This window comes from Shewanella phaeophyticola (genome assembly GCF_025398315.1).
Classification (GTDB): Bacteria; Pseudomonadota; Gammaproteobacteria; order Enterobacterales; family Shewanellaceae; genus Shewanella; species Shewanella phaeophyticola.
This window is the reverse complement of the sequence record NZ_JAODOQ010000001.1, coordinates 3,887,301-3,910,354: the sequence shown is the minus strand read 5'-3', so window position 1 is coordinate 3,910,354 and position 23,054 is coordinate 3,887,301. Positions and strand designations below refer to the sequence as shown.

10 protein-coding genes and 4 pseudogenes are annotated in these 23,054 nt (G+C 42.5%); 10 read left to right on the top strand and 4 right to left on the bottom strand.

The annotated features are described in order from the left end of the window. Nucleotides 1-60: 60 nt before the first annotated feature. Both N4T56_RS18075 and nadC read right to left on the bottom strand, forming a co-directional pair. Nucleotides 61-480 carry a pilin gene (locus N4T56_RS18075; RefSeq protein WP_315903074.1) on the bottom strand — a complete coding sequence of 140 codons (420 nt, stop codon included), beginning with the start codon at nucleotides 478-480 and terminating at the stop codon, nucleotides 61-63. A gap of 844 nt (nucleotides 481-1,324) precedes the next feature. Then, nucleotides 1,325-2,204, bottom strand: a pseudogene (nadC, locus tag N4T56_RS18065) (carboxylating nicotinate-nucleotide diphosphorylase). A gap of 196 nt (nucleotides 2,205-2,400) precedes the next feature. On the opposite strand from nadC, the gene ampD reads away from it, so the two are divergent. The 9 genes and pseudogenes from ampD (at nucleotide 2,401) to N4T56_RS18020 (ending at nucleotide 18,528) form a co-directional block, all read left to right on the top strand. After that, on the top strand, nucleotides 2,401-2,961 hold the full coding sequence (ampD, locus tag N4T56_RS18060; RefSeq protein WP_261734208.1) for a 1,6-anhydro-N-acetylmuramyl-L-alanine amidase AmpD: 561 nt from the start codon (nucleotides 2,401-2,403) through the stop codon (nucleotides 2,959-2,961). 59 nt (nucleotides 2,962-3,020) lie between these two features. Beyond that, nucleotides 3,021-3,871 (top strand): annotated as a pseudogene (ampE, locus tag N4T56_RS18055) (beta-lactamase regulator AmpE). 274 nt (nucleotides 3,872-4,145) lie between these two features. Continuing rightward, nucleotides 4,146-4,898, top strand: a complete 753-nt coding sequence (gene pdhR / locus N4T56_RS18050; protein ID WP_261734207.1) for a pyruvate dehydrogenase complex transcriptional repressor PdhR — start codon at nucleotides 4,146-4,148, stop codon at nucleotides 4,896-4,898. Between the two features lie 70 nt (nucleotides 4,899-4,968). Continuing rightward, nucleotides 4,969-7,636, top strand: a pseudogene (gene aceE / locus N4T56_RS18045) (pyruvate dehydrogenase (acetyl-transferring), homodimeric type). A gap of 11 nt (nucleotides 7,637-7,647) precedes the next feature. Then, on the top strand, nucleotides 7,648-9,612 hold the full coding sequence (gene aceF / locus N4T56_RS18040) for a dihydrolipoyllysine-residue acetyltransferase (protein WP_261734206.1): 1,965 nt from the start codon (nucleotides 7,648-7,650) through the stop codon (nucleotides 9,610-9,612). 173 nt (nucleotides 9,613-9,785) lie between these two features. Then, on the top strand, nucleotides 9,786-11,219 hold the full coding sequence (gene lpdA / locus N4T56_RS18035) for a dihydrolipoyl dehydrogenase (RefSeq protein WP_261734205.1): 1,434 nt from the start codon (nucleotides 9,786-9,788) through the stop codon (nucleotides 11,217-11,219). A gap of 458 nt (nucleotides 11,220-11,677) precedes the next feature. Continuing rightward, nucleotides 11,678-13,990, top strand: a complete 2,313-nt coding sequence (locus tag N4T56_RS18030) for a ligand-binding sensor domain-containing protein (protein ID WP_261734204.1) — start codon at nucleotides 11,678-11,680, stop codon at nucleotides 13,988-13,990. 43 nt (nucleotides 13,991-14,033) lie between these two features. Further along, entirely contained in the window at nucleotides 14,034-16,157 is a 2,124-nt protein-coding gene (locus tag N4T56_RS18025; protein WP_261734203.1) for a putative bifunctional diguanylate cyclase/phosphodiesterase, read from the top strand. A 106-nt stretch (nucleotides 16,158-16,263) separates the two neighbouring features. Further along, nucleotides 16,264-18,528 (top strand): patatin-like phospholipase family protein, encoded by a 2,265-nt coding sequence (locus N4T56_RS18020; RefSeq protein WP_261734202.1) that lies wholly within the window; start codon nucleotides 16,264-16,266, stop codon nucleotides 18,526-18,528. A gap of 66 nt (nucleotides 18,529-18,594) precedes the next feature. Here N4T56_RS18020 and hxpB read toward each other — a convergent pair whose 3' ends face one another. After that, entirely contained in the window at nucleotides 18,595-19,260 is a 666-nt protein-coding gene (hxpB, locus tag N4T56_RS18015) for a hexitol phosphatase HxpB (RefSeq protein ID WP_261734201.1), read from the bottom strand. 405 nt (nucleotides 19,261-19,665) lie between these two features. On the opposite strand from hxpB, the pseudogene acnB reads away from it, so the two are divergent. Beyond that, nucleotides 19,666-22,262: pseudogene (gene acnB / locus N4T56_RS18010) on the top strand (bifunctional aconitate hydratase 2/2-methylisocitrate dehydratase). A gap of 396 nt (nucleotides 22,263-22,658) precedes the next feature. On the opposite strand, the gene N4T56_RS18005 reads toward acnB, so the two are convergent. Next, nucleotides 22,659-23,045: a DUF971 domain-containing protein gene (locus N4T56_RS18005; RefSeq protein ID WP_261734200.1), complete on the bottom strand. Its 387-nt coding sequence runs from the start codon at nucleotides 23,043-23,045 to the stop codon at nucleotides 22,659-22,661. Nucleotides 23,046-23,054 lie beyond the last annotated feature (9 nt).

The window sequence follows — 23,054 nt, the reverse complement described above, 5'->3', positions numbered from 1 at the left end:
ATACTTAAACAATAAAGGCAGCAAAGCTGCCTTTATTGTTGTTATTTTTTAGTCTAAATATTACGGGGTAACTGCTTGACATAAAGGAGGCAGGTACTTATCGTCAATATCACCAGCATCACAACTCCAAACGCCATCATCTGTTCTATTGTAAACAAGATCTTTATTTTTAATGTCTGGCGAACCTTCAGTGAAGGTTAAAGTCATAGCACCATCAAATGCAATCGTGCCGTTAGCTGGATTGTTGCCTTGGACTTGAGCTAAAGTTGTAGGCCACTCGCCTTCAGTTAAAATGTAGGCTTCAACTGGGGCTTTTAAACTGTTCATTGTGCCAATAGCAGAACCGATGTCTGACTTACCGACATAAGTTTGGTACTGTGGGATCGCAATAGCAGCAAGAATACCGATAATTGCCACTACGATTAATAGTTCAATAAGAGTAAAACCCTTAGCGTTTTTGATTTGGTTGATACCTTTCATATTTCTCTCCGTAAAATTAGGCTGGGGGTAGTATCAATCCTCGATGGCTGCTGCTTAAGCTAGTGTTAACGCTAGGCATAAGTTGAGTAGCTGGCATTCCATTTGCCGAAAACCTTAAAGCACAATTGTGTGGTACTGGATGTGAGCTCCGCTGCACCACGTTTTTAGTTTTTGCGTACATTATCGCGTTCACTTGTTAATGAACGACCCATACATAGCGGGTATATCATAACCATGTTAGCGCAGATGATGTTAGCAGATATTTTCTGACTGACATTTCGGCTGAGCAGTAAACCTAGAGTAAATACACTAACGTTATCATGCAGACAATGCACATTTGATTAATTAGTCTATTATAGACCATCACAAATGTAGACTGAATGTTAACAGCTTTGCACTTATTTACACTATAGCGCTGACTGTACATGGCCGAAAGGCCAACTCGCCTACGATAAACGTTAGTATAATTTGTTACAAAATGGAATAGCCTTATTGTACAAATATAAAATAAATGTCTAAAAATGCTCCGATTTCACATTTTCAGGACATTATACGGTAATTTTTTTTGACATGCGAGGTAGCGGTAATACTTTTTTTGACAAAATGATAACAATGTCGGTTTGTTGGCGGTTTTTAATGGCGTTTTTTTATGTCTGAATGGAATGTTATGTAAGATATTGTGGTGCGTGACAAGTGACAAGTGACAAGTGACAAGTGACAAGTGACAAGTGACAAGTGACAAGTGACAAGTGACAAGTGACAAGTGACAAGTGACAAGTGACAAGTGACAAGTGACAAGGGGCGAGTACGCTTATGACGACCTCGCCCCCAGTGGTTTTAATGGTTAGGCTTTTAAGCGAAGTGACAAGTCGAGCGCTTTAACATGTTTGGTGAGTGCGCCGACAGAAATATAGTCAACGCCGGTTTGGGCAAATGTGGCTAGGGTGTCAAGGGTCACGTTACCTGACACTTCGAGTTTGGCGCCTTTACCTTGATCTTTATAACGGTTATTGAGACTCACCGCATCGACCATCATGGTGACGTCGAAATTATCGAGCATGATAATGTCAGCACCACCGTCGAGCGCTTGAGTGAGCTCGTCTAATGATTCGACCTCTACTTCAACAGGCTTAGTATTATCTAATGCACGGGCAGCGCTAATGGCTTGTGAAATGCCGCCGCAAGCCATGATGTGGTTTTCTTTAATAAGAAAGGCATCAAATAACCCAATACGATGGTTTTTACCGCCGCCACAAGTTACCGCATATTTTTGTGCGGTACGTAAACCCGGAATGGTTTTGCGGGTGTCGAGTAAGCGGGTATGAGTGCCAGAGAGTTTGTCGACATAGTGTTTGGTGAGGCTAGCCACGCCAGACAAGGTTTGAATGAAGTTCATGGCAGTACGTTCGCCAGTTAAAATGGCGCGAGCAGAGCCAGATAACTCACACAATACTTGATTAGGCACCACTAAGTCGCCGTCGTCTACATGCCAATGCAGTACTACGTCACCACCGAGTTGGTTAAACACTTGCTCGGCTTCAAGCTTTACCACAAAATACGCCATCTTCGCGGGTGATTAAGCTGCCTGAAACGTGTTTGTCAGCAGGAATGAGTTGTGCAGTAATGTCTGCCGTGAGCATATCTTCGATGCTGTTATGAGTACTGTAGCCTAAGTCTTCGTTGAGTGCTGTTTTTACGGCGTGGCGGATGTCATTTTCTAACATAAGCAAAGTCCTTGCTAAAGAGCGTGATAGGGTAAAACGACTCGCGATAAATAGCGTGGTCGTTTACCAAAAAGCATTTGTACAAGATTACCATATTTAAACGAGGGACTGACACTCACTAATGAGCAATTTTTAACATTGGTATTCAGGTTTATAACTGTTAAATTTACTGTATTGATATTGAGTAAAGGTTGTTATGGCTATTGGATTATTGGTAAATGGTTGGTTGAGTGGCGCGCGTCAGTGTATATCGCCACATTTTAATCAACGGCCTGATGGCGAGGTCAGTTTGTTGGTTATCCACAATATTAGTTTGCCTGCAGGTTGCTTTGGTTTACCGCACATCGATGAGTTGTTTCAAGGCTGCTTAGATATTGAAGCTGATGACAGTTTTGCCGAGCTTGCGGGGTTGCAGGTATCGGCACATTTTTTAATTCGCCGCGATGGCGAAGTGGTGCAGTATGTCAGTTGTGATGATAGGGCTTGGCATGCCGGCGTATCAAGTTTTAACTCACGTACTGGGTGTAACGATTTTGCCATTGGCATTGAAATGGAAGGCTCCGACACCAGTGGTTATACCGATGCGCAATATCAACAATTAACACTGTTAACTTTGGCGTTAATGGCGCACTATCCTATGATTAAGTTACCCAATATTGTGGGGCATTGTGATATTGCTCCTGGACGCAAAACCGATCCTGGTGACAGCTTTGATTGGACGCGCTATAAACAAGCTATTGTTGCTGCAACCGCTTGATACCGTTATCACCGACTGTTGAACACTTTTAAGATATAGCACAGGTAAAAGGGATATTTATGGCGTTATTTTCATTATTGGTCGCAATTTTAGTTGAGCGCTTAAAATTACTGCCCAGTAGCTGGCAGTTTGATCATTTGATGCAAGCTTACCACAAGCAATTTTGGGACGATGAATCGTTAGAAACTGAGTTTGGCGTTGCAATGGCGTTAATTTTGCCAGCATTGGTGGTGTTTTTGATTAGCCATTTATTGCACGGTATTTTCTTTGATTTACTCAGTTTGCTGTTTTGGTTATTGATATCGATAGTGTGCTTTAGTCATCAACGCTTGCGAGTACTGTTTAAACAATATATTCAGGCTGCTTGTCGTGGTGACGTGCAGGCTTGCTATCGATATGCAGGGCAGCTTGATTGTACAGAATGCCTTGATGTTATAGATGAACAAGATTTAGGCCATAAAGTCGGTCAAACAGTGGCGTGGATTAATTACCGTTATTATGGTGCGGTTGCGTTATTTTTGATTTTTTTAGGCCAGTAGGCGCAGTACTATATTGTAGCATGCGCTTTTACAGTGACTTTAATATTAAGCACAACAAAGACATGCCGCTAGTGAGTTATTTACAAATGTTACTTGATTGGTTACCTAGCCGATTATTTAGTTTTGGGTATGTGTTAAGTGGCCAATTTAGCAGCGGATTAGGTGCGTGGCGCCAATATGCCTTACGGTTAAGGTGTGATGCTAAAACCATTGTGACCGAAACTGCTGTTGCTGCAGAGTCGTTGCCTGAAGCAGGTAATGCACCGATTAGTTTACAGTCGACTTTAGCGTTGCTGGCATTAAGTAAACGTAACTTTATTTTGCTATTAACGTTAGTGTCACTATTAACCATTTTTGGATTTGTCAGCTAATCTAGGGTCTGTTAACTGATAACGATTTTGGGCAGACAAACGGAGAATATACACGTTAAAATTGGTTAGACTAATTAACAATGACATTAAATGGTCTGACCCCTTTTATACAAATATCAGTTATGCTCGGGGATTGAGCGTTTTAAACAAACTTTTGTGACAATGTCAATAAGCTGATAACTAGACATGGCCTGTATGATTTGATAAAGTGCGCTCTCTCATATTAATTGGTAAGACCAATTGACAATTGCTTGTTTAGGGAGCAGGGCGCCAGATGGCTTATAGTAAGATTAACCAGCCAAAAATATCCGATGTGATCATGGAGCAGTTAGAGCGCATGATCCTAGAAGGTAGTTTACAGCCGGGTCAGAAACTGCCTCCCGAGCGTGAACTTGCCGTGCAATTTGAAGTGTCTCGTCCTTCATTGCGCGAAGCTATTCAAAAATTAGAAGCAAAAGGGTTGCTCATGCGTCGTCAAGGCGGTGGCACCTACGTAAAAGAACAACTCTGGCAAAGTCTTGCCGATCCCATTGTTGAATTAATGCATAACGACTCTGAAAGTCAGTACGACTTACTGGAGTTTCGTCACGCCACAGAAGGCATGATGGCGTATTTTGCTGCGCTGCGCGGCACCGATGCGGATATGAAAAACATCAACAAACGTATTGCTGAAGTAGAGTCGGCAAACAATATTGACACTAAAGCCGATGCGATAGTGCGTTTTTATCGTGCGATTGCAGAAGCGTCACACAATGTTGCCATGCTTCATCTAGTATTAAGTTTAACCCCAGTGCTGCATAAAAATGTAGCAAAAAATTTGGAACTTTTGAGCAGACGCGAAGAAACTTCCGCAAAGGCAAATAATCACAGAAGAGCATTGCTTGCTGCGATTGTGCGCCGGGACCCAGAGGCTGCACGTGCTGCTTCGAACGAGCATTTAAGCTACATCGAAGAAGTCATGTTGTCAGTGAGAGAAGAAGACAGTCGGTTGCAACGTAGTTTGCGCCGTTTAAAGAGCGGCGTGTAACTGAGTTGTTGTGTCAACAAGCAACAACGAATGCCGAAATATAACTCCGTATATAAAGAAGGACTGCGAGATGTCTGAAGATATGCTTCAAGATTTAGACCCATCAGAAACCCAAGAGTGGGTTGATGCTCTGCAAGCTGTATTAGAGCAAGAGGTGCCTGAACGTGCACACTATTTACTCGAAAAACTTATCGACAAAGCACGTCGTAACGGTACTCACTTACCGTACAACGCGACTACTGCGTATTTAAATACTATTCCTGCTGGCCAAGAGCCAAACATGCCAGGCAACCAAGAAATGGAGCGTCGTATACGCGCCATTATTCGTTGGAATGCATTAGCAATGGTGTTACGTGGTTCTAAGAAAGATTTAGAGCTTGGTGGTCATATTTCAAGTTTTGCGTCTAGTGCGACGATTTATGATGTGTGCTTTAACCACTTTTTCCGTGCACCGAATGAACAAGACGGTGGCGACCTAGTGTATTTCCAAGGTCATATTGCACCTGGTATTTATGCGCGTTCATTCCTTGAAGGCCGTATTACTGAAGAGCAAATGGCTAACTTCCGTCAAGAAGTAGACGGCAAAGGCTTATCTTCGTACCCACACCCTAAGTTAATGCCTAGCTACTGGCAGTTCCCGACGGTATCGATGGGTCTAGGTCCTATTCAAGCGATTTACCAAGCACGTTATTTAAAATATTTAACTGACCGTGGTTTAAAAGATTGCTCTAAGCAAACGGTTTACTGTTTCTTAGGTGACGGTGAGTGTGATGAGCCAGAAGCATTAGGTGCAATTGGTTTAGCTGCCCGCGAAGAGTTAGATAACTTAGTGTTTATCGTTAACTGTAACTTGCAGCGTCTTGATGGCTACTGTACGTGGTAACGGCAAAATTATCCAAGAACTTGAAGGCGAATTCCGCGGCGCTGGCTGGGAAGTGGTTAAAGTGATTTGGGGTCGTTACTGGGATCCATTATTGGCTCGTGACACCAGCGGTAAATTGTTGCAGTTAATGGAAGAAACCGTAGACGGTGAATACCAAAACTGTAAAGCCAAAGGTGGCGCTTGGACTCGTGAGCACTTCTTTGGTAAGTACCCAGAAACCGCAGAAATGGTTGCTAACATGTCAGACGATGACATTTGGCGTTTAAACCGTGGTGGTCATGACCCTGTTAAAGTTTATGCCGCACTTGAGCATGCACAAAAAACCAAAGGCCGTCCTACGGTTATTTTAGCTAAAACGGTTAAAGGTTATGGTTTAGGTGATGCGGGCGAAGGTAAAAACATCGCGCATAACGTGAAGAAAATGGGCGTTGATGCTATTCGTCACTTCCGTGACCGTTTTAATATTCCGATCCCTGATGACAAGTTAGAAGATTTGCCTTTCTACCATCCAGTACCAGACTCTGAAGAAGTGAAATACTTAAAGAGTCGTCGTGAAGCGTTATTAGGTTACTTGCCACAACGTCGTGAGAAGTTTACCGAAGAACTTGAAGTGCCTTCATTAAAGATTTTTGATTCGATTTTAAAAGGCTCTAACGGTCGTGAAATCTCGTCAACTATGGCATTTGTTCGCGTATTAACTGCGTTGTTAAAAGACAAAGGCATTGGCAAGCGCGTAGTGCCAATTATTCCTGACGAAGCACGTACTTTTGGTATGGAAGGCTTATTCCGTCAAGTGGGTATTTACGCTCACGAAGGCCAAAAATATGTTCCACAAGATTCAGATCAAGTGGCGTACTACCGTGAAGATAAAACCGGTCAGGTTTTACAAGAAGGTATTAACGAATTAGGCGCAATGTCATCTTGGGTATCAGCTGCAACCAGCTACTCAGTAAACGACATGCCAACGATTCCATTTTACATCTACTACTCAATGTTCGGTTTCCAACGTATTGGTGACATGGCATGGGCTGCAGGCGACATGCGCGCACGTGGTTTCTTAGTGGGTGGTACTTCAGGTCGTACAACATTGAACGGCGAAGGTTTACAGCATCAAGACGGTCACAGCCACATTTTGGCTAACACTATCCCTAACTGTATCTCTTACGACCCAACATACGGTTATGAAATTGCCGTAGTAGTACAGGATGGTGTTCGTCGCATGTATGGCGAAAACCAGGAAGATGTTTTCTACTACTTAACGACCATGAACGAAAACTACGTTCAGCCAGAAATGCCAGCCGGTGCCGAAGAAGGTATCGTAAAAGGTATTTACAAGCTGGAATCTGTTGCCGGTAGTGGTAAAGGTAAAGTACAGCTAATGGGTTGTGGCACCATTTTAGAAGAAGTGCGTAAAGCGGCTCAAGCATTAGCGAAAGACTTTGGTGTGAGTTCAGATGTATTCAGCGTAACCAGCTTTAACGAGTTAACTCGTGACGGCCAAGCTGCGGAGCGTTGGAACATGCTGCACCCAAGTGAACAGCCTAAGCAAGCCTATATTAGCCAAGTATTATCTGCTGATGCTCCAGCCATTGTCGCCACTGACTACATGAAGATATACGGCGAGCAATTACGTGCTTACGTACCAACAGATTATAAAGTACTGGGTACTGATGGTTTTGGTCGTAGTGACAGCCGTGCAAACTTACGTCATCACTTTGAAGTTGACGCCAAGTTTATTGTTGTTGCAGCACTGAAGTCACTTGTTGAGCGTAATGAAATGCCTGTTGATGTGTTAATTAAAACCATCGCTGAATACGGCATTGACGCTGACAAGATCAACCCACAGTTCGCGTAAGGGGATACAAAATGGCTGATTTAAAGGAAGTTTTGGTTCCTAATATCGACACTGACGCTGTACAAGTTATTGAAATTTGTGCCGCAGTGGGTGATTTTCTTGAAAAAGAAGCATCAATCATTACCGTTGAAAGCGATAAAGCGACCATGGACATTCCAGCGCCTTTTGCTGGTACGTTAGCAGAACTGAAAATCGCAGTAGGCGATACAGTGTCTGAAGGAACGTTAATTGCAATGATGAGTGCAGCTGATGCTGCACCAGCACCAGCAAAAGCGGCTCCAGCACCTAAAGCTGAAGCACCAGTGGCACAAGCTGCTGCACCTGCATCAGTAGCCCCAGTTGCTGCGCCTGCTGGTGGCTCTGAAGTTATCGAAGTGAAAGTGCCTGATATTGGCGGTGATACTGATGTTTCTATCATTGAAGTATTAGTGGCAGTTGGCGATAGCATTGATGTGGATACTGGGTTAATTACCCTTGAAACAGACAAAGCAACCATGGACGTACCATCACCTAAAGCCGGTGTGGTTAAAGAAGTTAAAGTGGCCTTGGGCGACAAAGTTTCTGAAGGTTCATTGGTGATTTTATTAGAAGTGGCTGGGTCAGCACCTGCTGCACCGCAAACTCAAGTCGCTCCAGCTGAGCAAGCCGCTCCTGCAGCAAGCACTACTCAGGTACAAGAAGTTCACGTACCCGATATTGGTGATGCCGCCGATGTGGATATCATTGAAGTATTAGTGTCAGTGGGTGATGAAATCACTTTAGATCAAGGTTTAATTACCCTTGAAACTGACAAAGCAACCATGGAAGTACCTGCGCCGTTTGCTGGGAAACTTGTGTCGCTGACTGTTAAAGTGGGCGATAAAGTGTCTCAAGGTAGCTTAATTGCCACCATTGAAACCACAAGCTCAGCACCTGTGGCACAAGCTGCACCTGCACCTGCACCTGCACAAGCGCCTGCGCCAACTGCTCCTGCAGCGCCAGCACCAATGGCTACAAGCCGTCCGCCTGTGCCGCATCACCCAAGTGCTGCAGCGCCAACGTCTACAGGTGCTGTGCATGCATCACCGGCAGTACGTCGTTTAGCACGTGAGTTTGGTGTCGATTTAACTAAGGTTACAGGTAGTGGTCGTAAAGGTCGTATTTTAAAAGAAGACGTGCAAGCGTTTGTTAAGTACGAGTTGTCACGCCCTAAAGCTTCTGCAGCAACCAGCGTTGCTGGTGGTGCGGGTGGCTTAAATGTAATTGCTGCGCCTAAAGTTGATTTCAGTAAGTTTGGTGAAGTGGAAGAAGTACCATTAAGCCGTATCCAGAAAATATCTGATCCTAACTTGCACCGCAACTGGGTGACCATTCCACACGTGACTCAGTTTGATGAAGCTGATATCACTGAGTTGGAAGCATTCCGTAAGCAACAGAATGATATTGCTGCGAAGAAAAAAGCAGATTATAAAATCACTCCACTTGTGTTTATGATGAAAGCCGTTGCGAAAACATTGGCAGATTTCCCAGTGTTTAACTCAAGCTTAAGTGCTGATGGCGAATCACTTATCCAGAAGAAATACTTCCATATTGGTGTTGCAGTTGATACACCAAACGGCCTAATGGTTCCGGTTGTACGTGATGTTGATAAGAAAGGCATTGTTGAGTTGTCTCGTGAGTTAACCGATATTTCTATCCGTGCTCGTGATGGCAAGCTTAAGTCTGCCGACATGCAAGGCAGCTGTTTTACTATTTCAAGTTTAGGTGGTATTGGCGGTACGGCATTTACGCCGATTGTTAACTACCCTGACGTGGCCATTTTAGGTGTGTCAAAATCTGAAATTAAGCCTAAGTGGAATGGTAAAGAATTTGAACCTAAATTAATGCTACCACTGTCGCTTTCATACGACCATCGTGTGATTGATGGTGCGATGGCCGCACGCTTCAGTGTGACCTTGTCAGCTATCTTATCTGACATCCGTACCATGATTTTGTAAACAAATAGAGTCGCTCATATCGAGTGGCCTTTTTTATGTTGATGATTATCACCAATGTTTGATTGTGATTGTCATCAAACAAAGGGTAAAATGCTGACAGCTATCACAATCTGGCTACATGGATTGTTGAATCGGTTTTGTCCGCCAACATATGCAAAAGAATAGAGGAAAACATGAGTAACGAAATTAACACTCAGGTAGTTGTATTAGGATCTGGCTATGCAGGCTATTCAGCAGCATTCCGTGCCGCTGATTTAGGTTTAGATACCATTATCGTTGAACGTTTTAGCACCCTTGGTGGTGTATGTTTGAACGTAGGTTGTATCCCATCTAAAGCATTACTACACATTGCTAAAGTGATTGAAGAAGCTAAAGCAGCTGCAAGTCACGGTGTCGTATTTGGTGAGCCAACAATCGATTTAGAAAAATTACGTGGATTTAAAGAAAAAGTGGTTGGCCAGTTAACAGGCGGATTAGGCGGAATGTCTAAAATGCGTAAAGTTAACGTGGTTAATGGCTTTGGTAAGTTTACTGGCTCTAACACGCTTGAAGTGACTGCTGCTGATGGTACTGTGACTGTGGTTCAGTTTGAGCAAGCTATTATTGCTGCGGGTTCACGTCCAATTGAATTACCCTTTATTCCACATGAAGACCCACGTATTTGGGATTCGACTGACGCACTAGAATTGAAAGAAGTGCCTGGTAAATTATTGGTGATGGGCGGTGGTATCATTGGCTTAGAAATGGGTACTGTGTACTCGTCACTAGGCAGTGAAATTGACGTGGTTGAAATGTTTGACCAAGTTATTCCAGCAGCTGACAAAGATATCGTTCGTGTATTCACTAAGCAAATCAAGAAGAAGTTTAACCTAATTCTTGAAACTAAAGTGACTGCAGTTGAAGCCAAAGAAGATGGCATCTACGTGTCGATGGAAGGCAAAAGCGCACCAGCTGAGCCAGTCCGTTACGATGCAGTATTAGTGGCCATTGGTCGTACACCCAATGGCAAGCTCATTGCGGCTGAAAAAGCAGGTGTTAATGTTGATGAGCGTGGCTTTATCCATGTCGACAAGCAATTACGCACTAACGTGCCACACATCTATGCTATCGGTGACATCGTTGGTCAACCAATGTTGGCACACAAAGGTGTGCATGAAGGCCACGTAGCAGCAGAAGTGATTGCGGGTATGAAGCATTACTTCGACCCTAAAGTGATCCCTTCAATTGCTTATACTGACCCAGAAGTCGCATGGGTTGGTTTAACTGAGAAAGAAGCAAAAGAACAAGGTGTTGCTTACGAAACTGCGACTTTCCCATGGGCTGCAAGTGGCCGTGCAATCGCTTCAGATTGTAGTGAAGGTATGACTAAGTTAATTTTCGACAAAGACACTCACCGCGTTATTGGTGGTGCTATTGTTGGCGTTAACGGTGGTGAGCTATTAGGCGAAATCGGCCTAGCGATTGAAATGGGTTGTGATGCCGAAGATTTAGCATTAACCATTCATGCTCACCCAACCTTACATGAGTCAGTAGGTTTAGCTGCTGAAATGTACGAAGGTTCAATTACTGACTTACCTAACCCTAAAGCGGTTAAGAAAAAGAAGTAATATCGCGTTATGATTAATGATTAAAGCACTCCATAAAGGGGTGCTTTTTTTTGGCTTTTTTTGGGGATCTAGTCTAGGCTTAATCTCATTACCTGTTTGGGTCGCGGCCAAAGTAGGATAGGTAGGAAAGTGAAATAGATGCTAATAAAAAATGTTCTGATTTTAATTTAACGTTAATACATAACAAATAGTGCTATCTATCGAGGTGTAACTCAATGAATATTATGATTTACTTAAATATCGTACGCCTGACGATATAAAACGAGTGCTTTTGGTGTATTGTCAAAGGCATAGTTTGAGTTGAATACCTTAAATAAACATGTGACTTTGCTAAGGTAATAATGTTAAAACAATAAGATATATATAAAAATATGATGTAACTTAATTGTTGGCACCCATGGTGTTTATCTCAATATTTTTTGAGCTGGTTGGGTGTTATTTAGGGTATTTACCTATGAGTGTTATTAGAGGAATTGACTGAGTTTATGATCAGAGCGGTGTTGTTATGCCTAAGTTGTTGGATATGTTTTCTCCTTACTGTCGTCCCTGTCCACGGAGCAGATATTGTTCAGCGGGTTTTTAATGCTAAAGATGGTTTAGCTAATGCACGAATTCAAGATATCAGTTTTGATCGTTATGGTTATGTGTGGCTAGCAACTCAAGAAGGCCTTTACCGGGTTAGCAACAGCAAAGTAAGACGTATTGATAAGGTAGGCTTTGACTCAGTATTAGATGATGAACTGACTACCTCGGTAATTAACTCAGAGCCTGACCATTTATTAATTGGCACCCAATCTTCACTGTATTTATACAGCATTCTCGACAATCAATTTAGCTTACTGCTCAAGCCCAAAGGCGATGATATTACTAATATCAATAAAAGCATTCGGGTGGTTGCCTACCAACGTCAATTAGATAATCAATTACTGCTATTAGGTGATTCAGGCAAGGTTTATTACTTTGACGATGACACCAAGTCATTAAGACTCTCAATAAAGCATCAATTAAACCCCGATTTAAACTGGAAAAATGTACTGCAGTTACAAGATGGCCGGTACCTTTTCTCTACCCGAGATGAACTGCAAATTCACCAAACTGACGGCACGTTTATTGGCCATTTTCCTTGGGCACATAAAAATGGTTCAATTAGAAAAATATTTCAAGATAAGCAGCAGCGAATTTGGTTACTTACATCGAAAGGATTATACCAAGCTAACCCTGAGTCGTTGACTGTTCAAGTTGTGCCCGAGATACCTTATTACGTCGATCAAATGGCCGAAGATCTTAATGGCGATTTATGGATATCGAGTCGCAGCGGTTTAATCTTTTGGGAGCAAAAAAGTAACACATTTACATTGTACCCCGATGAATTAAAGCAGCGGGCTAATATTGACTATATACATGACATTGCAGTCGACACCGATGGGCTGTTGTGGGTTGGCGGTTCGGGTGATGGCTTAGCTGTTATTGCTGGCACACCGTCATTTTTGCTTGAAAGCTATTCTAAAAAGTCATCTTACCAACTCAAAAATGAAATGACATGGTCTATCTATGTTGAAGACGAAAAAATATGGCTTGGTACTGACGGCAGCTTATCCGCCATTGACCGTACAACTGATGAAGCATCGGTCACCATTATTCCCCCAGGATTCAAGATCAGTGACAGTATTTATTCACTTGGATCGTTAAATGACAATCATATTGTTTTAGGGACAACTTCTGGGCTTTACGTTGTCAATAAAACCACTAACGAAAGCAGTAATTTTGCGGCTTGGAGCGGCGGTAAAGAGTCCTTAAGTAATAAAATCATATTTAATATTTATCGAGATAAATTAAATCCTAAACGTGTCTGGTTTGGCACGAATAAAGGCGCCTATTATTGGCAAGAGGGTAATGATGATCTGGTGCTTGAGGAGTTATATGACGGCCAGCAAACATTAACAAATACTTCGTATCGTGATTTTTTACGCGAAAATGAAGATAGATTGTGGGTCACTGGAGCCAAGATTTTTGGCTATGTTGACTCAACCGGTGAGTATCACTCTAAATTAAATCTCTTTAACGATTATGCCATTACACCCATGGTCAATTCTCTATTGCAAGTTGCGCCAGATATACTCTGGTTAGGCACCACGCAACAAGGCATTATTGAACTTAATACACAAACCAATGCGATTAAATCACTTGATCAACAGTGGAAAATTGACTGTAAAGTGGTGTACTTTTTACATGATAGCGCCACAGACCATATTATTGGTTGTGCTAATTCACTGATTAAGGTTAACAAACTCAGCGGCAAGGTAAGTTCATTTAGCCACAAAGATGGTTTTATTTCGGATGAATTTAATGAAGCGGCTGAATTTTATGATCCGGGAAAAGGCTTTTTTATTGGCACCCCTGATGGCGCCATGCTGATTGATTTAGATAAATTAGCCCCTCGTACGGTCAGTGATAAAGTCATACTTGAATCGGTATCGGTTTATTATGATGACACTACCGCGGTGTATTTAATTCCCAGCCAATTAACCCAAGTTGATCCCGGCGCCAGCCTAATTAGTTTTCATATTGCCCTACTAGATTATTTAGACGACACCCCAATGACGTTGCAATATCGACTGGCAAAAGTGGGTGCTAATGCTGGGAATTATCTGTTGCTTCAGGGTCAGTCTCAAATCAACATTACCGGTTTGAGTGCAGGAGATTATGTTTTAGAACTCTTGTACAAACGCAACGGCGTTTTAGTCCAGCGAACCGTTTCAATACCCATTTAGCGTAAAACAATATTGGTGGAAGTCGCAAGAGTTCAAAGGCGCATTGAGTATATCTTTATTGTTGATTGGTGCGATTCTATTACTGTATCGGCAACAACAAATTAATCGCTTTAAACACATCAACTCGAAACTACAAAAAAGTGATGAAAGGCTACATCAGGCACTTAAAGGCAGTGATTCAGATTTATGGGAGTGGCATGACAGCAACCAACTGATATCGCTAGATAATAGAGGGGGAGTATTGGGAGCAGAGCCTACCTTTACTTTAGCTATTGCTGAGTTACCTTTGCATCCTGCCGATATGGATCGATTTAATAAAACTTGGCTTGAGTTTTACGGTTGCCAAACGGATGTATTGGATATTGAGTATCGCTATTTGCACCCACAAGATCGTACATGGCATTGGTTACGGATCAACGGTCGTGCAGTCGAAGTCGATTCACAAGCAGGTAAAGTTATTCACGCAGCTGGAATGTATACCGATATTACCAAAAAGCGCGCACTTGAAAGTGAAGTCAACTTGCTTGCTCAAGCTTTTGAAAACACCTCTGAGGGTATGTTGATTTTAAATGTTAATAAAGACATTAAAATTAGCAATGCTGCTGCAAACTTGATTTTAGCTTCGCACAAAGCAGATTTAGCGGGTAAGCCTTTTATTGAGTTAGTTGCCGAGTCGACTGAACCCTTCGACATGGACGATGTATTTGATAAAGAACGCTTTTGGACTGGCGAGTGCGAATTTTATTGTATTGATGGCAGTCGTTGTCCGGTTTGGATGAACGTGTCTACCATGATCAACGACAGTGCCGAGTCACTGTATTATGTGGTGGTATTTTCTGACATTACCGAGCGTAAACACAGTGAACAACACCTTAAACGCTTAGCCAACAATGATACCTTAACGGGACTGGCTAATCGGTCGATGTTTTCGCGCCGCTTAGGACAAGTTATTGAAGCGGCAAAACAACATGATGAAACTCTCGCGTTGCTGTTTTTAGATTTAGACCGTTTTAAGCATGTAAATGATTCATATGGCCATGGTATGGGTGATGCGTTGTTGGTAGAAGCAGCTAGCAGGTTACAGGGTTGTTTGTCTGATGAGCACCTATTATGCCGTTTTGGTGGTGATGAGTTTGTTATCTTGCTGCGCGATGCAAAAGATATCGACACTATCAATCACATTGCAAAGCAATTACTTAACCAAATAGAAATGCCGTTTAAGTTGTATGGCCGAGAGTTTTTTATTTCAACCAGTATTGGCATTAGTATTTGGTCTGGTGATGACCAAACTCCCGAAACCCTGATAAAAAATGCCGACTTGGCCATGTATCACGCTAAAGAAGAAGGTCGAGGTAATTTTCAATATTATTCAGCTGAGCGTAATGCCGAAGCCTTATATCATTTACGTTTGGAAGCCGACTTACACAAAGCTATTGCCGCCAATGAATTTGAAATTTATTACCAGCCACAAGTCAATGTTGATAATAATCGCTTAGCAGGCGTAGAAGCATTAATTCGTTGGCATCACCCATCAGATGGTTTGGTCCGTCCTGATGTGTTTATTGGTATTGCCGAGTCGTGCGGATTAATCGTCGACATTGATCGCTGGGTATTAACTCAAGCCTGTATTGATGGTGCGCGTTGGTATAAAGAATATCAGCAAGATTTCTTGGTGTCGGTCAATGTCTCTACCATGCACTTTAGGCAACCTGATTTTATCGATTTTATTAATGCCACCTTACATAGAACAGGGATGCCAGCTAAGTGCTTGTCTATTGAAATCACAGAAGGCGTATTGATGCGAGAAATCGATATTGCCACGCAACACTTGTTAGCATTAAAACAGCTGGGCGTTGATGTCGCTATTGATGACTTTGGTACGGGCTATTCGTCACTAGCGTATTTGCGCACGTTTAAAGTCAATACGCTTAAAATTGATCGTTCCTTCTTGATTCATATTGACCAAAATCAAGCAGACCAGGCTATTGTTAGCAGTATCATCGAGCTGGCTCGAAACTTATCTTTAGAGGTGATAGCCGAAGGGATTGAAACTCCCGAGCAACTGGCCCAGGTTGTTAAACGAGGTTGCCATATTATTCAAGGATATTACTTTGCTAAACCTATGCCCAAAGCCGAACTTGAGCAACATATGAAACAGTATCTATAACCCTATCGTTAAACTTAATATCCTTAAATGAGCTTGAGTCAATTAGTTTGGGTATTGGTTAAATTTTGTTAGAATGCGCTGTTTTTACCTAATTGCGGAATGATTTATGCAAATAATTTTGCGCTTTAATCAACTAAGTTGGTTTTTGCTAAGCTGCCTTTGCTTTAGTGCGGTGTTACCACCTGCAATGGCGGCTTCTAAAATAGCGAAAGAAAGACCGACTATTGGGCTTGTACTCAGTGGTGGGGGCGCAAAAGGTACCGCGCATATTGGAGTATTAAAAGTACTCGAAAAGCACCGGATCCCTGTCGACTATGTTGCCGGAACCAGTATTGGTGCATACGTAGCAGGCATGTATGCACTCGGTTATAACGCAGAACAAATTGAAAAAATCATGCTTAGCGGCGAATGGAGTGACGGCTACTCTGATACTATTCCGCGTGAGAGTTTAAGTTACCGTGATAAACAACAACGTGACCAGTTTAATATCCCACTGACCGTTGGTTATAACGACAACAGTTTAACCTCACCAAGTGGGTTGTTACGCGGACAAAGTATGTCGTTATTACTTAGACATTCCACTGATTTGGTTGAGCAATTTGGTGATTTTGATGATCTGGCCATTCCCTATCGTGCCGTTGCCACTGACTTAGCAACCAGTGAGGCCGTTGTGCTATCAAGCGGTAGCGTGGTACAAGCCATGCAAGCATCGGCAACTGTGCCAGGTGCATTACAACCGGCTATTATTGATGGCCGTTTGTTAGTTGATGGCGGTATAGCCAACAACATGCCCGTTGATGTAGTTAAAGCGATGGGCGCTGACATTATTATTGCCGTTGATATTGGTTCACCTTTAGTCGGCCAAGACCGGCTCGACAGTACAGTCGCTGTACTTGAGCAGCTATCAACCATTTTGACTCAAGCCAGCACGGCTCGCCAAAAAACACTACTAACAGAACGCGATATTCTTATTCGTCCTGCCATTGATGTGCTCAGTACCACTGACTTTTCGATTATGCCGCTGGCACTCAAATTAGGCGAAGATGCCGCAAAAATTCAATTAGAAAAACTCAAATCGTTATCGATAAAAGAGTCTGATTATTTGGCTTATCAAGCGGAAAAAACACAACAAAGCCTGCAGTGGAATGACCCACTTAAAAAGCCCATTTACAAAATTGCCTTTGATAATCAATCAAAAGTCAGTGAAAAATTATTGCGTGAGCGTCTCGATATTGAAAAAGGCGACGTGCTCACCAAAGAAGATTTAGCCGATGCCATTAACCGTGTTTATGCATTAAATAAATTTGAACGAGTTGATGCTGAATTTGAAGACGTAGATCAAGGGCGTATTTTAACCATTACTACCAAAGCGAAGTCGTGGGGATCTAATTATTTCCAAGCTGGTTTTAACTGGGAAGATGACTTTAGTTTAGACTCAGCAATTACATTGGGTTTGGCCTTTACCATGACTGATCTCACCCCAAAAGGTGGCGAGTGGCGTAATGAAATAGAATTAGGTTATCGCAAGCTTGTAGCGACTGAATTTTATCAACCGTTAGATCGAGACCAAACTTTTTATAGCCTGGCACGTTTACAGTACCAAATGCTAAATTGGGATGTACTTGATCAAGACAGTAGTTATTTATTACTCGAAAATAACGTTGCGCAGCTTGAGCTAGGTTTAGGTTACAACTATGACTCTGATGGCATCATGGAGCTCGGTTTTATTGGTGAAAATGGTCACGTCAAAAGCGAGGTGAATTCACAAGACTCAATTAGTTATCACTCAACGGGTGCTTACTTTAAAATTAGCTATGACACCTTAAACAGTATTAGCTTCCCTACAGACGGTAATCGATTTACTTTTGTCAGTTATTTAAGGGATGAGTCCTATAGTGGTAGCAGTAGTTCAGATAATACTTTTAGTGACGATCTCGCTTGGCAATTTGAAGCCGACTGGAAAGGGGCGTTAAAGCTGGGTAATCACGCTATTGTGGGTAAAATGGAATTTGCTACCACTGAAAATGACGGTAACTTTACCCTACACGTAGCAGAGTTAGGCGGCTTTTTAAATTTATCAGGTTACCGTAAAGATACCCTTGTGGGTGCGCATAAAATATTCAGTGCGATTATTTACCAATATGACTTAGGTCGTGATGTGTTAATTACCGACTTACCTTTATATTTAGGGGCCAGCCTAGAGGGCGGTAATGTGTGGTTTGAGCGCAGCGAAATGGACTTAGATGACTTAATTTATGCCAGTAGTTTATATTTAGGTACCGATACTGATTGGGGCCCTGCGGCGCTTGGTTTAGGGGTTACAAACCAAGGTGATACTGCATTCTATCTGTTTTTAGGTAAAAATTTCTAACCCACTTGCCTCAAATGAAAACGGCAGCCTTGGCTGCCGTTTGTGCTTTATCAAAGGTTATTGAATTTAAGCGCTAACTGTTTGCAATAAATCAGGCAGCTGGCTTGCATCTGCGAGTTGATGATGGGCTATTACCCATTTTGCTTGGTTAACGGTATGAGGCGCAGGAATAGCCACGGTTTGCATCGTGGCTGCACGGGCAGCAATAAGGCCATTAAACGAGTCTTCAATGGCGAGACATTGACTCGGGGCAATATCCAACGCGTTAGCGCAGTTTAAATACACTTCAGGGTGTGGTTTACCATAAGCTAAGTTCTCTGCTGACTCTAGTGCTTCAAAATAATGGCCAATGGCGAGCTTATCGAGCACAGCGTTAATTATTCGTGATGACGATGATGTGGCTAGGCCGATTTTAAGCCCAAGTCGTTTGCATGCTTCTAGTGAGTCAATCACGCCTAACATTGGCTCACCTGTTGCGCTAATTTGCGCAATGACTTCATTCACTATCTTATTGGCGGTGTCCATGTTGTCATAATGAGGCCAAGGAAAGCGCTGATACCAATAACTCACCACTTGGTCAATTCGCAGTCCGGTGGTTTGCTCAACTTGTTCAAGAGTCAAATTAAGCCCAAGGCTGTTCAATACAGTTTGTTCAGCAAGTTGCCAGGCGGGCTCTGAATCGATCAAAATTCCATCCATATCAAAAATTACCGCTTTAATTTGGGTCGACACCGCACAAGCTCCTTAAATCACCTCATTTAGGCATTAATTATCGCGATCTTGTGGTTTAGATACAACTCATGCACAAGTTTTTAAAAAATATTTCATCTCAAAAGTCGATATTTATTCACGTAAAAGTTCAATCAACAGGCTAGATTTAAGTTTATGTATTTAAATGTTTTTTAGCCTGTTTCAAACTATTGTCTAATTTTAATTTATCACCAGAGGCGTTAAATTGATTTTTAGCTGGATAAATCGAGTTGATTTAAAGCTTCTAACAGTGTGATCTGATTCATACTTTTATAAAGCTGTAGTATACTAAACATCGGATTTCAAGCCCGAACCTGTGGAATTATCAGCGTAACAATATGTGCGCTGAGTTTCGCCGTTAGGCGTCAAACAAAGAGGAATGTTGCCGTGCTAGAAGCATATCGTAAACACGTCGCAGAACGTGCTGCAGAGGGTGTTGTCCCTAAGCCATTAGATGCACAACAAGTGGCTGAATTAGTAAAATTAGTTGAGACTCCTCCTGCTGGGGAAGAGGCGGTTGTCCTCGACTTATTAGAAAACCGTATCCCACCAGGTGTTGATGAAGCTGCCTATGTGAAAGCGGCATTCTTAGACGCAGTGGCAAAAGGCACTGTAAAATCACCTATTTTATCAGCTGAACGTGCAGTTGAGTTATTAGGCACTATGCAAGGCGGTTACAACATTGAGCCGTTAATTGCTCAATTAGAAACTCCAGCATTAGCACCACTGGCTGTTAAAGCATTATCAAACACATTATTGATGTTTGATGCATACCACGACGTGGTAGAAAAAATGCAAGCTGGCAATGAGTCAGCTAAACAAGTGGTTGAAGCTTGGGCAAATGCGGATTGGTTCCTAAACCGTCCAAAGCTTGCTGACAAAGTGACCTTGACTGTATTTAAAGTGGCGGGTGAAACCAACACTGATGACCTGTCTCCAGCACCTGATGCATGGTCTCGTCCAGATATCCCATTACATGCATTAGCCATGTTGAAAAACGCCCGTGACGGTATCGTACCTGATGTGTCTGGCGAAGTGAACCAATCAAAGAGATCGAAGCCTTAAAAGAAAAAGGTCATCCACTTGTTTATGTTGGTGACGTTGTAGGTACCGGTTCTTCACGTAAATCAGCAACTAACTCAGTATTGTGGTTCATGGGTGATGATATCCCTTACGTACCTAACAAGCGTGCTGGTGGTTTCTGTTTAGGTAACAAAATTGCACCTATTTTCTTCAACACTATGGAAGATGCAGGCGCATTACCGATTGAGCTAAACGTTGATAATATGGAAATGGGCGATGTTATCGACATTTATCCATATGAAGGCGTAGTTAAGCGTGGCGGTACTGACGAAGTTATCTCTACGTTCGAGCTTAAAACTGACGTATTGTTAGACGAAGTTCGTGCTGGTGGTCGTATTCCATTGATCATTGGACGCGGCTTAACAGATCGCGCACGTGAAACTTTAGGTTTACCAGCATCTGACGTATTTGTTCGTCCTGAAGATGTTGTTGCATCAGACAAGGGCTTTACCCTCGCACAAAAAATGGTCGGTAAAGCATGTGGCGTGAAAGGTATTCGTCCTGGCCAATATTGCGAACCTAAAATGACCTCAGTAGGCTCGCAAGATACTACAGGCCCAATGACACGCGATGAGTTAAAAGACTTAGCCTGTTTAGGTTTTAGTGCTGATTTAACCATGCAGTCATTCTGTCACACAGCGGCTTATCCAAAGCCAGTTGACGTTGAAACACACCACAAACTGCCTGATTTCATCATGAACCGTGGCGGTGTTGCACTGCGTCCAGGTGATGGTGTTATTCACTCTTGGTTAAACCGTATGCTACTACCTGATACCGTAGGTACTGGTGGTGATTCACATACTCGTTTCCCAATTGGTATTTCATTCCCAGCCGGTTCTGGTCTAGTAGCATTTGCTGCAGCAACAGGTGTGATGCCTCTTGATATGCCAGAATCAGTTTTGGTTCGCTTTAAAGGTACCATGCAACCAGGTATCACACTACGTGACCTAGTACATGCTATCCCGTTAAAGGCGATTGAAATGGGTCTGTTAACGGTTGAGAAAAAAGGCAAAATTAATGCTTTCTCTGGCCGCGTATTAGAAATCGAAGGTCTTGAAAAACTGAAAGTTGAGCAAGCATTCGAACTGTCTGATGCATCTGCAGAGCGGAGTGCTGCTGGTTGTACTATTAAGTTAGACAAAGAGCCAATCATTGAGTATCTAAACTCTAACATCGTGATGTTAAAGTGGATGATCAGTGAAGGTTATGGCGATCGCCGTACCATCGAACGTCGTATTCTCGCAATGCAAGAGTGGATTGCTAACCCTGAGTTGATGGAAGCGGATAAAGATGCAGAATATGCTGAAATTATCGAAATCGACTTAAACGACATTAAAGAGCCAATCCTTTGTGCACCAAACGATCCTGATGATGCAGTATTATTATCAAGCGTTGCAGACACTAAGATTGACGAAGTGTTCGTGGGGTCTTGTATGACAAACATCGGTCACTTCCGTGCAACCGGTAAGATGTTAGACAAGTTTGCTAAAACATTGCCAACACGTTTATGGATTGCGCCTCCAACTAAGATGGATCGCGACCAGTTAACGGAAGAAGGTTACTACTCAATCTTCGGTCGTGTCGGTGCTCGCATCGAGATCCCAGGTTGTTCTCTGTGTATGGGTAACCAAGCACGTGTTGCTGAAGGTTCAACGGTTGTTTCTACTTCAACGCGTAACTTCCCTAACCGTTTAGGTACGGGGGCAAACGTTTACTTAGCATCCGCTGAGTTAGCGGCTGTAGCAGCCTTGTTAGGTCGTCTACCTTCTCCACAAGAGTATCAAGAATACGCGAAAGAATTAGATGCAACTGCAGCTGATACTTACCGTTACTTGAACTTCGATCAAATCGACTCTTACACTAAGAAAGCTGACAGTGTGATTTTTCAAGCAGCTGTTTAAGCCTGAACGAGTTAATTGTTGAACTACAAATGCCAGCAAAATAGCTGGCATTTTATTTGGGTTTTTTAACGTTTTCGAATGATAACGACATCCTTTTTATGCACGTTATCAACGTTGGCGATGTTATATGCTATTGGTTTGACGACGGTTATTTTTGGGGTGGCAACTTTATTTACAGGGGGCACTAAGTGTCCTCGGTGAAAAAATGGAGCGCAACCACTTAAGCTAACCAAGGTCATTATTACTAGCAATACTTTAACTTTTGATGCTGGTGTGGGGATTAACTGTTTCATAAAAACCTCATTACGATTGAACCATAATACCTAGATTAATCGTTTGAGTGTCAACCGCTGATCATGATGAGTAAAGTTAAGCAAAGGGTTAACGCGACTACTGCTACGAATACTTAATATTCATATCAATTAATGGTTCGCGTGAACCTTTCTCTGCCCGTAACCTGGCTAAATATTGCTGCCACAACTCTGCTTGATTACTGCATAAGTTGTATAGTACCTGCCACGAATACAAGCCGGTATCGTGACCATCATCAAAGGTGATTTTTACCGCATAATGACCCACAGGTTCGAGCGCTTTGATATTTACCGCTTTCTTGTGAGTGACCAATATTGGGTTGCCATGACGCTGTACTTCTGCCGATGGAGAGTATACGCGGAGCATTTCACAGCTGATGTTGTAGGTTTGGCCGTTATCAAATGTGACTTCTAATAACTTAGATTGGCGCTTAAGCTTAATACCACTAACTGTTGGCGTTGATTGAGTCATGGGAATACC

Excerpts from the sequence above, each read along its gene's own strand:
- N4T56_RS18075 (WP_315903074.1), bottom strand. The coding sequence starts at position 480 with ATGAAAGGTATCAACCAAATCAAAAACGCTAAGGGTTTTACTCTTATT.
- ampD (WP_261734208.1), top strand. The coding sequence starts at position 2,401 with ATGGCTATTGGATTATTGGTAAATGGTTGGTTGAGTGGCGCGCGTCAG.
- pdhR (WP_261734207.1), top strand. The coding sequence starts at position 4,146 with ATGGCTTATAGTAAGATTAACCAGCCAAAAATATCCGATGTGATCATG.
- aceF (WP_261734206.1), top strand. The coding sequence starts at position 7,648 with ATGGCTGATTTAAAGGAAGTTTTGGTTCCTAATATCGACACTGACGCT.
- lpdA (WP_261734205.1), top strand. The coding sequence starts at position 9,786 with ATGAGTAACGAAATTAACACTCAGGTAGTTGTATTAGGATCTGGCTAT.
- N4T56_RS18020 (WP_261734202.1), top strand. The coding sequence starts at position 16,264 with ATGCAAATAATTTTGCGCTTTAATCAACTAAGTTGGTTTTTGCTAAGC.
- N4T56_RS18005 (WP_261734200.1), bottom strand. The coding sequence starts at position 23,045 with ATGACTCAATCAACGCCAACAGTTAGTGGTATTAAGCTTAAGCGCCAA.